This is a genomic window from Bernardetia sp. MNP-M8 (assembly GCF_037126285.1).
In the GTDB taxonomy this organism is placed as follows: Bacteria; Bacteroidota; Bacteroidia; order Cytophagales; family Bernardetiaceae; genus Bernardetia.
This window is the reverse complement of sequence record NZ_CP147012.1, coordinates 5,089,361-5,102,158: the sequence shown is the minus strand read 5'-3', so window position 1 is coordinate 5,102,158 and position 12,798 is coordinate 5,089,361. Positions and strand designations below refer to the sequence as shown.

Annotated in this window: 10 protein-coding genes; 2 read left to right on the top strand and 8 right to left on the bottom strand. The window is 30.9% G+C overall.

Going from position 1 to position 12,798, the window contains the following annotated elements; genetic code table 11:
* Positions 1 to 73 precede the first annotated feature (73 nt).
* Complete coding sequence (locus V9L04_RS20620) at positions 74 to 859, bottom strand: tetratricopeptide repeat protein (RefSeq protein WP_338791824.1); 786 nt, start codon at positions 857 to 859, stop codon at positions 74 to 76.
* A 206-nt stretch (positions 860 to 1,065) separates the two neighbouring features.
* Complete coding sequence (locus V9L04_RS20615; protein ID WP_338791823.1) at positions 1,066 to 2,118, bottom strand: tryptophan 2,3-dioxygenase family protein; 1,053 nt, start codon at positions 2,116 to 2,118, stop codon at positions 1,066 to 1,068.
* A 246-nt stretch (positions 2,119 to 2,364) separates the two neighbouring features.
* Between V9L04_RS20615 and V9L04_RS20610 the strand changes: the two genes are divergently transcribed.
* Complete coding sequence (locus tag V9L04_RS20610) at positions 2,365 to 3,201, top strand: adenosylcobinamide-GDP ribazoletransferase (protein WP_338791822.1); 837 nt, start codon at positions 2,365 to 2,367, stop codon at positions 3,199 to 3,201.
* 343 nt (positions 3,202 to 3,544) lie between these two features.
* On the opposite strand, the gene V9L04_RS20605 is transcribed toward V9L04_RS20610, so the two are convergent.
* On the bottom strand, positions 3,545 to 4,231 hold the full coding sequence (locus tag V9L04_RS20605; RefSeq protein WP_338791821.1) for a hypothetical protein: 687 nt from the start codon (positions 4,229 to 4,231) through the stop codon (positions 3,545 to 3,547).
* 226 nt (positions 4,232 to 4,457) lie between these two features.
* Here V9L04_RS20605 and V9L04_RS20600 point away from each other — a divergent pair, with 226 nt between their 5' ends.
* Positions 4,458 to 5,534 (top strand): agmatine deiminase family protein, encoded by a 1,077-nt coding sequence (locus tag V9L04_RS20600; RefSeq protein ID WP_338791820.1) that lies wholly within the window; start codon positions 4,458 to 4,460, stop codon positions 5,532 to 5,534.
* A gap of 63 nt (positions 5,535 to 5,597) precedes the next feature.
* Here the strand turns inward: V9L04_RS20600 and V9L04_RS20595 are convergent, their stop codons facing one another.
* The 5 genes from V9L04_RS20595 to V9L04_RS20575 all read right to left on the bottom strand — a co-directional run bounded on the left by V9L04_RS20595 (position 5,598) and on the right by V9L04_RS20575 (position 12,203).
* Entirely contained in the window at positions 5,598 to 6,167 is a 570-nt protein-coding gene (locus tag V9L04_RS20595) for a hypothetical protein (RefSeq protein ID WP_338791819.1), read from the bottom strand.
* Between the two features lie 246 nt (positions 6,168 to 6,413).
* Positions 6,414 to 7,694 (bottom strand): NADP-dependent isocitrate dehydrogenase, encoded by a 1,281-nt coding sequence (icd, locus tag V9L04_RS20590; protein WP_338791818.1) that lies wholly within the window; start codon positions 7,692 to 7,694, stop codon positions 6,414 to 6,416.
* Between the two features lie 303 nt (positions 7,695 to 7,997).
* Entirely contained in the window at positions 7,998 to 8,747 is a 750-nt protein-coding gene (locus V9L04_RS20585; RefSeq protein WP_338791817.1) for a CpsB/CapC family capsule biosynthesis tyrosine phosphatase, read from the bottom strand.
* Positions 8,748 to 8,758: 11 nt separating this feature from the next.
* Entirely contained in the window at positions 8,759 to 11,245 is a 2,487-nt protein-coding gene (locus tag V9L04_RS20580; RefSeq protein WP_338791816.1) for a polysaccharide biosynthesis tyrosine autokinase, read from the bottom strand.
* A 52-nt stretch (positions 11,246 to 11,297) separates the two neighbouring features.
* A complete protein-coding gene (locus V9L04_RS20575; protein ID WP_338791815.1) occupies positions 11,298 to 12,203 on the bottom strand; it encodes a polysaccharide biosynthesis/export family protein in 906 nt (301 codons plus the stop codon).
* Positions 12,204 to 12,798 lie beyond the last annotated feature (595 nt).

The following is a 12,798-nucleotide window of genomic DNA, read 5'->3' as shown; positions in this document are numbered from 1 at the left end:
ATAAATTACTAGTTGTATAATTTGTAATTGTGTTTGTATTCATTTATCATTCACAATTAATAATTTATCATTCCTAAGCTGCTTTTTTACCTTTCATGCTTTCTGCACGACCTAAAGCTCTTTTTGCTTTGCTTACCATATCAGATTTTTTATGTTGCTCAATAATTGTTTCGTAAGCCTGTATAGCCATCGAATAATCATTTTTGAGTTCGTAAGCTAAAGCTAATTTCATCAAATATTCTGGTGTAAAAAAGTCGTTTGGAGAATGATTTGAAGCTTTTTTGTAATAAGTAACTGCATCGTCTAACTTATCAAGTTCCATATAAGCATCTCCTATTAAAGAATATGCTCTTGCCTGAACTAAATAGTCATCAGCATCAAACTGTTTTAAACTTTCAATAGCTTCATTGAATTTTCCTTCTTTTAATAAGGCTGTTCCTGAATAAAAAGCAGCTAAATCACCAGCTTTAGTCATAGAATACTCATCAGCAATTTTCTCAGTACCTACTGTTGTAGTTGCATCACCTTTAAGAGCTGTATTTAGTGAGTCATTTTCAAAGTAAAATTGAGCTGCAAAAAGTTCTTTTTGAGCCTCTGTTTCTTTTTTCTCTACATAAAATTGATAAACAAAAATACCCACTATGACGAGAGTAATTGCACCTAAAGCTATAAAAACACCAGTTCTTAATCCTTTGTTTTCGCTTACTTCTAAGATACTTTGTTGCAAACGGTCAGCTTCTACAGCTTGGTAAAACTGTTCTGTTCCAGCTTCAATATCTGGGTTTATATCCTGAACTTCAGTTTTTTCTCCTGCTTTAGCTTGCGCTTTTACTGTTTTTTTGTCTGTTGTTTTTGCCATTTTGATTTTATGTTTGATTTTATAAACCCTAAGGGTCTTTAATACCCTAAGGGTTTTAAAGAACAAAAATTCGTTTGTTATTTCTTTATTATTTCAAAATATTTACTCTTTTTGAATAAAATTTTAGGCTGCAAAGGTAACAAAAATATTTTTTAGGTTACTAATTCCAAATCCGTTTTTTTATAAAAAGATGTAATTCTATTTTTTTACTCAGCTACGCCATTTTCATTTTTGGTAGAAGAATTTGGTTTTCCTTCTGAATGAAAGTCTTTGGAAGGTGATGGAGTCGTTACACGAGTACGAGAACCTACATGCTGAATCACCCACGATTTCCCCCAGTTTTCTAATTCTTCCTCACTCCAAAGTGAAGGATAGAAAACTTGTTTTTGAAATCTAGGAGGAAGGTATTTTTGCCAGTTTGTTCCACCTGTAGCTGAAATGGCTTGTGTATCTTTATTGAGATAACGAACAGCAGCTTGAAAGTGAGAAAGTCGCCAATCTATATTTACAAGAGCATCAAGTGTTCGGAGTTCTTCTATTATTTTATCTTTTAGATTAGATTCTTGCAGACGATTAGAAAAAATAAACCACAAATTACGAGTTCGGCAGCGTTTAGTGAGTTTTAATAAATCTTCTGAATACTTTCTTTCAAATTGTCTTAGAGTAAGCGTTTTGTGTCCAGATTCTGTTTCTATTGCACCTCTTTTCCAATAGGCATAACCAAACATTTCTTCAATACGAGAATGTTCATCAAATAAATCTCTTTGACTGGTCTCGACCAAAAAACGAAAATCAGTACATAGGATTTCTATTTGACGGTATTGTGCTGATTGAAAACCACTAGCAGGAAGCAAAGACATTCTAAACTTCAAAAATTCGTTGTAATCCATTCCTTCCACCATTATTTCAAAGGAATTGACTAAATGTCTGAAGTAACGATTTACACGTCTTATTTTTTCCAAAAACACCTTTCCATTGCTATCTTTTAGCCAACTTACTTGGTTTAGCTCGTGCTGAATGAGCTTAAAATAAAGCTCTGTTATTTGATGATAAGTAATAAAAATAGTCTCGTCTGGGAAATCAGTTTTTGGGTCTTGAAGACTCAAAAGTGTATCCAAGTGAATATAATCCCAATAGGTCAGATAATTTGCATACAACAAACCATCTAAATAAGACACTAAATCTTGTCCCATCGAATCATATTTGACAGCTAATAATTTTATTTTTTCTTCTATTTCTGGTGTAAGTTCGAAATCCATATTTTTCGGAAAGTGTATATCGTTTTTGCTAGGTCAGTTTATAAGAAAGTAAAAATAAGAAAAAACGAACTGTTTTTTTAATCTCATTTGAATATTTTCGACAGAAAGAGAATTTTTAGGGTTAGTTTTAGAATTTTTCAATGCATTTTAAATAAGGTCTGAAGAGAACAAAGAGGAATGAAATACATTTTGAATATATTTGTTTTTGCTTTCTAACTTCTAAAATCTGATTTCTAATTTTATTTTATGAAATTTTATCTACCTAATTTCCAATCTCTACTTCCTCTTCTTCATTATCAGTTACGTTTGTTTTTGACTGCTTTGATGTTTTATACACGTATTCCTGTTCCAAAATGGGTAGGTTATAGCGATGAACAGCTAAATAAATCATCTATTTATTTTCCTTTTATTGGTTGGTTAGTGGGTGGAATGGCTGCACTTGTTTTTTGGGGAAGTGAATTTTTATTTTCTCATTATGTAGCTCTTATATTGAGTATGATTGCTACTGTTTTGCTGACTGGAGCATTTCATGAAGATGGTTTTGCTGATGTCTGTGATGGTTTTGGAGGAGGTTGGGAAAAACTAAAAATACTAGAAATAATGAAAGATTCTAGGATTGGAGCATATGGAATGATTGGAACAGCTCTTTTGTTATTTTTGAAATATACAGCTCTTCTGACACTTTTTGAGTTTATGGCTGCTAGTTCACTAAATTCTTTTTGGATAGTTTTTTTTATAGGACATAGTTTGAGTCGTTTTACAGCTCTTACTTTTGTGTATACACACCAATATGCTCGTGAGGATTTGTCTAGTAAAGTAAAACCGATTGCAAAACAACTTTCTGCTACTGAAATTATAGTAAGTTCTGTTTTTGGATTTTTACCCATTTTTCTCTTTTCTCCTTGGGCAGTTGGTGCGCTTGTCATTGCGCCACTTTTTGCACTCAAACTCTATCTAGGTTATTATTTCAAAAAATGGATTGGTGGATACACAGGTGACTGTTTAGGAGCTACTCAGCAGATTGCAGAAGTAGTAATTTATCTTTACTTCATTGCTGTTTTGAAATTATTAGAGAATTTATAGATTCCTTCCAAAAACAAAAAGACCCTTACAAAATGTAAGAGCCTTTTTCTATTCAATCAGGAAAACAATGAATCTTTAATGTCTTTAATCTATTTGTGTTTTTATAAAATGCCTTCAAAATTTGTATTTGAAACAAGAAAAAACACCATAGAAGTAGGTTAATTTCTCAATATATCTTATTAACTCTACAAAGGTATAAATTGTTTAATATTTTTACAAAAACAATTAACAATAAAAAGAATTTTTTTAATAAAAACAAAAAAAAACTTTCACAAAGGCTGTAAAAGATTTTTTTGTGTAAAAAAGATTTTTTTTGTTTAGTTTTAGATAAACAAATGTTAAACTAAAATCTACCTAATTTGACTGAAAATTGAAAAGCAAATCCTTGTAAAGCATTTTTTGAAGTTTCTAAAAGTTTGACATCATCCGTAAAACGATAACTTCCTCCCATCGAAACTCTCAAAATTTTGGTAAGATTCATCTCTACCATTGCACTTGGTTCAAGAACAAAGAAAATTTCATCATCCAATAAATCGTCCTCGTGATTGGTGTAAGCCTTTTCGTGTTTCCAGTCTTTTACATAACCCACCCAACCAGCACCAATCGTAGTTGGAAAAGTAACATGAATTGGCAAACGAGAGCCAATGACAGGTTCAAGAGTAACACCACCATATCCCATCAATAAACGAGCATTTTGATTTTGAAATACATCACTAGAAATTGTCTTTTGTACAGTAGGTACAAGTCCTTGCCCCATAAATCCAATATTCATCACTCCATTTACATTCCAACCAATTCTACCACCAGTCAGAATAGCTGGTTCGCCAATAAGTTTAGTTGCTTTTGTGTCCCACGCCATAAAAAAACCACTTCTTTGTGTAGAATTTTTTCCAAAAATAGTAATTGGGTCAGTAGTCTTTTTATCATTTATAATTTGTGAAGTAGAATCTTGTGAAAAGGATGAAAATGAAATAAAGAAAAATAAGATAAAGGCAGAAAGAGATAAAGTATAAAATTTAGAATGTGTCATAGTTGAAATAATTAAATTTGGTTTTGAAATTGTGATTTGATTTGCAACTATGACGAATAACTCAAAAGAGTTCCCCTACTCATTTTTTTAACAAAATCTAAATTTGAAGTTTTTTAACAAAGTGCAGGATAAAAATTTGTTCTAAAAATTGCTTTATTTTGTATAAGTATCACAGACTTCCCAGTCTGTGCAAAAAAAAATAAAAATATCTTTCCAACAGACAGGGATGTCTGTTATACTTCTACAAATTATGTCTGAAAATTCGTCTATTTCTCGTCGTCTTCCTGCTGAATGGGAAGAACAATCTTATGTTCAACTTACTTTTCCACATCAAAATTCGGATTGGAAAGATGATTTGGAGCTTGTAACACCTGTTTTTATCGAAATTGTAACTCAAATTACACGTTTTGAAAATGTGCTTTTAGTTTGTCAAAATAAAATAGAAACTGAAAAATTATTTAGTAATTTAGATAAAGAACAGTTTGAAAGAATCATTTTTGTAGAAATAGATTCAAACGATACGTGGGCAAGAGACCATGGCGCAATGACAGTTATTGAGGACGACAAACAAATTCATTTAGACTTTACCTTTAATGGTTGGGGAAATAAATTTGAAGCATCTAAAGATAATTTGATTACTCAAATCCTAAAAAAAGAAAATTATTTGAAAGACAAAGTAGAGCAAATAGATTTTGTATTAGAAGGAGGTTCAATAGAATCTGATGGCGAAGGTACAATCTTGACTACTTCTGAATGTCTTTTGTCAAAAGAGCGAAATCCTAATTTTTCAAGAGAAGAAATAGAAACGAAAATCAAAAATTATTTTGGTGCTAATCGTATTTTGTGGTTAGAACACGGCGCATTAGAGGGAGATGACACAGATGCACACATTGATACATTAGCTCGTCTTTGTCCAAATGATACAATTTGTTATGTTGCTCCTCCTACAGATAAATCAGATTCTCATTATAAATCTATGAAAAAAATGGAAGAAGAATTAGAAAGTCTAAAAACTAAAGATAACAATTCCTATAAATTAATTCCTTTGCCTTTTGCACCTACTGCCTATCACGAAGAAGATAATCGTCGTTTGCCAGCTACGTATGCTAATTTTTTGATAATTAATAAAGCTGTTTTAGTTCCTACTTACGAAAATGACCAAGAAAATAGAGATTTAGATAATTTAGCACTTTCTCAAATTCAAAAAGCCTTTCCTGATAGAGAAATTATTGGCATAAATTGTTTGCCTATCATTCGTCAGCATGGTTCTTTACACTGTTTGACAATGCAATTTCCGAAATAAAAAAAGGACACTTTAGTGTCCTCTACGTTTATTTTAAAGGGATGCTTTTGCATCCCCTATACTTTACATCTTTTTAAGGTTGAGTTTAAATTCTCCTTTTGCTTCTTTTCCATCTGCTGTATTTCCTGAAAATTCTCCTGCTGCTGTTCCTGCTGCTTCGTCTAGTGCTGTAATGGTTACTGTTCCTTTGGTGAGTGAACCACCCATAGTTCCAGAAGTAGTCGTCAAATTAATAGCAACATTTGCCGAACGTTTCTCATCACTACCAATTGGAAAATCTCCAGAAGTTCCACCTTTTAAATCAATACTGATATTGTTTTCAGTATTTCCAGCCATAATATAAGTTACACCGTTGTCTTTATCCATTGAAAGTCCATTATCAGCAAAATTTGTTTTTACTGTTGATTTTTCTTCTCCTAAAGAAACATTAAAAAAACCACCTTCTTTATTGGCATCATCAGGCGAAAACTCAACAGTTGTTTCTGTATTTGTATTTTCTGTTGATGTAGAAGTTGTATTTTCTACTGTTGTAGAATCTCCATTTGTTTCCCCACTGTCTTTAGTTGAAGAATTACAAGAAAAAAGGCAAATAAGCAATGTAAAAGCAAGAGTATTTAAAAATGAAAAACGCATAATTTTAATAAAGTTAGAATTTAGAAGTCAGAATTTAGAAGTAAAACCAATATAGAACTGAAATTTATCAGTCGTAATTAAGAAGCACAACTAATTTATAATAATATATAAAAATAGCGATACATTTTCCGTTTACTAAAATATTAGATTAGTTGGTAAAATGTATCGCTATAAAGTTACAGAAATTGTATCAAAATTCTCAAATTAGATGTTGAGCAAATTCCTGAATTATAAAAATGATTCTGTTTATACTGTTACAGGTTTCATATTTTTGATGATTTCTTGTCCAAAACCAGAACAAGAAACAAGAGTTGCTCCTTCCATTTGTCTTTCAAAATCATAAGTAACACGTTTAGAGTTGATAGCTCCCTCTAATCCTTGTGTAATAAGGTCAGCAGCTTCTTGCCATCCCATATATTCAAACATCATTACGCCTGAAAGAATTACAGAAGATGGATTTACTTTATCCAAACCTGCATATTTAGGAGCTGTTCCATGAGTTGCTTCAAATATTGCAGCACCTTCTACATAATTGATATTTGCTCCTGGTGCAATACCAATACCCCCAACGATAGCAGCCAAAGCATCAGAAATATAATCACCATTAAGGTTAAGTGTTGCAACTACTGAATACTCAGATGGACGAAGCAAAATTTGTTGTAAAAATGCATCAGCAATAGAGTCTTTAACTAAGATTTTTCCACTGTCTAAAGCTGCTTTTTGTTCTGCATTTGCTGCCTCTGTTCCTTTTTCTTCTTTTGTACGGTCGTATTGTGCCCATGTATAAGTTTCGTTACCAAATTCTTTTTCAGCTAATTCGTAACCCCAAGTTTTGAATGCACCTTCGGTAAATTTCATGATATTTCCTTTGTGAACAAGTGTTACAGAAGGAAGTTTTTGAGCGATTGCATATTTAATAGCTGCACGAACAAGACGGTCTGTGCCTTCTTTAGAAACTGGTTTGATGCCAATAGAAGAAGATTCAGGAAAACGAATATTACTAGTTTTCATTTCCTCTATCAAGAATTTTTTTACTTTATCAGCCTCAGCTGTTCCAGCCATATACTCAATACCTGCATAAATATCTTCTGTATTTTCACGGAAGATAACCATGTTTGTAAGTTCTGGTTGTTTTACTGGAGAAGGAACGCCATCAAAGTAACGAACAGGACGCAAACAAGCATATAAATCTAATTCTTGACGAAGTGCAACATTAAGCGAACGAATACCACCACCTACAGGAGTAGTCAAAGGACCTTTGATTCCTACTAAATATTTTCTAAATGCCTCTAATGTTTCAGCAGGCAACCAATTACCTGTTGCATTAAATGCTTTTTCTCCTGCTAATACTTCTTTCCAGTTTATTTTTCTTTTGCCATCATAGGCTTTCTCAACAGCAGCATCAAAAACAGCTTGTGATGCTTTCCAAATATCTGCACCAATTCCATCACCTTCGATAAAAGGAAGAGTAGGATTTTCAGGTACATTTAATTTGCCGTTTTCGATGGTTATGATATTTTCGCTCATAAAAAATGTTCTATTTTAAATAATTGTGTGAAATAATTTTTGATAGTAATCTTTTTTTACAAAAAGATACAGCTTGTTACAAATATACACAAAGGAATTACGAATTACGAATTATGAATTACAAAATTTAATTTTTTATAAGTCATAATACAATAAATTAAGAGTAAAATCAGTTTGCAGATATTAGTTTTAAGTAATTGGGCAGAATTACATATAACAAAACCCAAGATTTTAAAAGAGGAGCAGAAACTATTCTAAAAAAGATGCTTAATAAATAAGCTGTAAATAATTTAGCTCAATTACTTATATTTCTAATAGCTTATTATTTAATAATTGTTGGGAGAGAGCTTTTTTATAATGATTTGTTTCTCTGCTTTTTAATAAAGACTGAAAGTGACGTTTTCCGTGCATATCTGTACCTAAAAAACTAACTAAATCTTCATCAATCAAATATTCAGCTATTTTCTTGGAAGGACGAGAATAGTAACCTGAAAGGGAATTAATATTTACTTGAAATAAAACTCCCTTTTCATGTAATTCGTGTAATTTTTCATTATAGTTTTCAAAAAGATAAACATAACGTTCAGGATGTGCAAGTACAGGTGTGTAACCTAAAGATTGCAACATAAAAATGACATTTTCTATATGAGGAGAGGCATTCATGTATGAAGTTTCGAAAAGGAGGTATTTTTCTTTCCCAAAACAGAGTAGTTTTTCTGCTTTGTTTATTCGTTCCATAAAAGATTCATCTAAATAATATTCTGCTGCTGCTCCTAATTCTATATTTAGTCCTAGTTGCTGAATAATATCAGTTAGTTGGTCTAATTTTCCTAAAATGATTTCAGGTGTATTTCTATAAAAATCCCCCATAATATGAGGTGTACAAATAAGTTTTTTATATCCTAAATCAATTAATTCTTTAATGAGTTCGATAGACTCCTCAAAAGATTTACAACCATCATCTATTCCTGGTAAAAGATGAGAGTGCATATCAACTGTAATTGGCAGTATATTGCCATACGATTTAGTTTTTTTTCTAAATAATGAAATCATTTTTTGCTGATTTATGTTTTTTTCAATTTTCTTTTAGCCTTACTCCACCAGTTTTTTAGTTTAGTAAAAGGAGTTGTTGTTTCATCATCATCATAGTAGCCATATCCATAATCGTATCCGTATCCATAACCATATCCGTACCCATATCCATATCCACCACCTGTACTTTTAGTTGCTGCATTGAGGATAATAGATAGTTTTTTGAAATTTTGTACTTGATGTAAACGGTTGATACCTCTTATATACCCACGTTGAGAATATTCAGTACGTACTACATAAATAGGCAAATCAGCCAATCGCATGGCTATAATTCCATCAGTTACTAAACCTACAGGAGGCATATCAAATACAATTACATCATAGCGTTGCTTTAATTGTTTTATTAATGTACCAAATTCATCACTCATTATGAGTTCTGAAGGGTTTGGAGGTTGTGCACCTGCTGTAATAAAGTCAAAGTTAGGAATTTCACTGTGATTTATAGCTTCATCAATAGAGGTTTTGCCTATTAAAAGTGTACTTATTCCTCTTGTATTTTCTACTCCAAAAGCTAAATGTACCTTTGGCTTTCTGAGGTCTAAATCTAAGAGTACAACTTTTGTTTGAGATAGAGCAATAATTCCACCTAAATTAACAGCAATGAAAGTTTTTCCTTCTCCAGAAGTTGTTGAGGTAACAGAAATAATAGAATCATTGGAAATATTACCCAGGAAATCTAAATTAGTACGCAGCGAACGGAATGATTCACTGATGGCAGATTTAGGTCTTTTATGGATAACAAGTTGCGAATAATCCATTGTTTTATCATACTTTGGTACCATACCCAAAATAGGAACACTAGATAGTTTCTCAAGTTCGGGCAGAGAGTCTATTTTATTTTGTCTTATGTAAGTCAGTCCTAGCAATGAAAAAGATAAAAATAGCCAAACTCCTACTCCATAAATATAAAAAAGTTGTGGTTCTGGATAAATAGGTTTAATACTAGGAACGGCTGTGGAAAGTCGTTGATAGTTAGTAACTGTGCCAGACATTGTAATATTTGTTTCTATAAGTTTGCCTAACAAAATATTATAATTTTTCTGATAAGAATCTTGATAGCGTAGCATTTTTTTGAGTGCTAAATCTATTTCATTTGCAGAAGAGGGAATTGAGCTTTGTAATTTGTAAATATTTATATTCAGCTCACTCAATTGTTCGTAAATAATACGTTGATTAAGTGTAATGAGTTTTTCTATCTCGTCTTTAAGAAAGTCTATTCTTTTTTCCTTTTGTTGATAAGCTCCTGTTTCTTTGGTCACTCTATCAAGCATAAATTTTTTCTGCTTTTCTTCATCATATACTTTTCCTAGCTTAGTCTCCAAAGAAGGGTTATTTAAAAGATTGGAGTAAGTAAGAGCAACTAAAAGAGTAGAGTCATTCTCCAAAAGAGTAGATATTTCCCTGTATATCTTCAACTCATTATCCATATTTATTCTTTTCTCTTGCAAATCTCTAATACTATTGAAAATATTTTGTACTAAGTTTTGATATTCATCAGGATTTTGATTTGTAATTCCATTTTCTCTTCTATAATCATTAATACTTTTTTCTATAGTTTCTAAACTATCTTGAACTACTCTGACTTGGTCTTCCAAGTAATTTATGGTTTGCTTGTAGACTTTGTTTTTATTCTCTAATGTTTTTTCAAAATAAATATCTACTACTGTATTTGTAATAATAGATGCTTTATAAGGATTATTGTCTGTAAATACAACTTGTATAGTATATGCCTTAGGATTTAATATATTAGATCTAAGGGAAGATTTTATATAGTTTATCTGATATTCTTCACTATTGATAGTAAAAAAATAATTATCTGAAGGAGACCTTAATTTATTAAAATTATTAGTTAAAGAAACAATAAGGGAAAAATATTGATTTTTTATGCGAGTATTAAACTTATATATTTTACTAAAACTATCTCCAGTAGGAGTTTGATAAGAAAGTACAAACTCTTCCTCATCAATAATTTGTATATCTAAAGGACGATTATAAAATTCATTATTATAAACCTCATATTCACTAACTTCAAAAGGATTATCTTGAAAACGTTCGAAATAATTGAACCACCATCTACCTTTTACAAAATAACTTACACTCAGATCAAGTCTTTGTGCAACTTCTTGATATACAGAACGAGAAAGGATAAGTTCAATTTCTCCTACTAGAAAGTTGGTTACACTTTCCTCACTTGAAAAAATACCTCTACCTAATACTTCAGAAGTTCCCTTTACTTCTAATTTTAAAGTAGAAGAAGAGCTATATACCCTTTTTGTATAGCGTAACAATATCCAAGAGCCTGTTATACAAATAATAAGTAAAAGTATAATATAAATAACTTTCTTTTTGAATACTCTAATCAGCTTAGAAACATCAAAATCAGCTAAAAAATTTTCTTCATTAGAAATTTCTGCTGCTTGAGAAGGATTTATAAATGGATTTTCTTCGAAGTCGCTCATTTAATATTTATATATAACTTTTTCTGTGATTTTTTTATTCGAAAGTGTTTTTCTAATTGCCACTAAATCTATCTTGTAATAAAAGGACGGTAAGGATAAGTGTTACTGAGCTACCAATAGCAGATGCTACTTGTGCAAAATCTGCCAAAAACTCTGAACCTGCACGACGACGAGGTTCTACATACACAACATCATTAGGTTGAATAATAAGCTCAGCATTTTTCAATCCTTCCCATGTACTCAAATCAATATTTTTCATAACAGGATTTCCTGTATTGGCATTACGAATTAAACGAATTTTGTTTGCTCTAGTATTATTGTCAAAATTTCCAGCCAAAGTTAGTACTTCTAACAAAGTCATATTTTCATTAGTCAGTGTAAGGACTTTATTACCCATTGCACCCATAATCATAACTCGCTTATTGATATAACGAGTGATAATATAAGGCTCTTCATAAAACTTACTGAATTTTTTTGCTAGTAAACTATCAGCTTGATATAAGGTAAGTCCTGCCAATGTAGTTTGTCCAATCATTGGTAAAACTATTGCTCCTGTTTCTTGTATTAAATATCTACGCAAAAAGCCTCCTCTTGCTCCACCTCCTACTGTATTTACTGTACCAGAGTTGCCAGTAGGAATGCCAGATATATCTGTTTCAAACTGATTTGGATTGGCAACTACAACACCTCCTCCATCTTTTACTTCTTCACTAAAATCTCCAGAAGGATCAATCATAATTTCTCCATCATTGGTAAAAACCTGAATAGTAATATAATCAAAAGGAGCAAGTCTATAATTTTGTTCTGCTTCTGCTTTTACTTTATCGAAAGCACTATTATCAAAATCTTCTCCTGTACGAAAAAGAATATTGTTTTGATAGCCTGCACAAGAAAATAAAGAAGACAATAAGAGCAAAGAAAAAATGATTTTTGCTGAAAAAACAATAGTATTTCTCATTAAATAACAGTAATAACTATCAATAATCAAATTGATAGAATAAATAAATTTTCAGTTTTTTATGGTCAAATTAATACAACTGAATAATAAGACATAGAAAAAAGACCAATTTTAAAGAGGCAAAATTAGACCAATTTTAATTAAGACACAAAAATACATTCTTTTTATGAACTTTTGAGAGTTAGATAGTAATAAATACAGATATTTATAATTTCTTGATTCAGTCAATAGATTAAGTTCATATAAATTTGATGTAATTCTGCTCTGAAAACTGTAAAATAAAGCTTTTTAGAAGACACTATTTTTATCTAAGCGAGTTAATAATCAAGTCTTAGAGAAATAATTACTATTAATCACAACCTAATAATATCAAAACATATATCTTGTCTACAACTAATTTCTAAATCTAAATATTCTACTTTGATTTATCTTTTATTAGGACAACTTACAAAAAGAGAGTATATTTGAAGCAACTAAATTCAGAATGCCCTGTCTCAAAATTGATAAAATTATTTTATTGTTTTATAGAAGAAGTATAAATTTATTCTGAATAAATATAAAAATATAAGTCTACTTCTTAATATTACCTATCCTT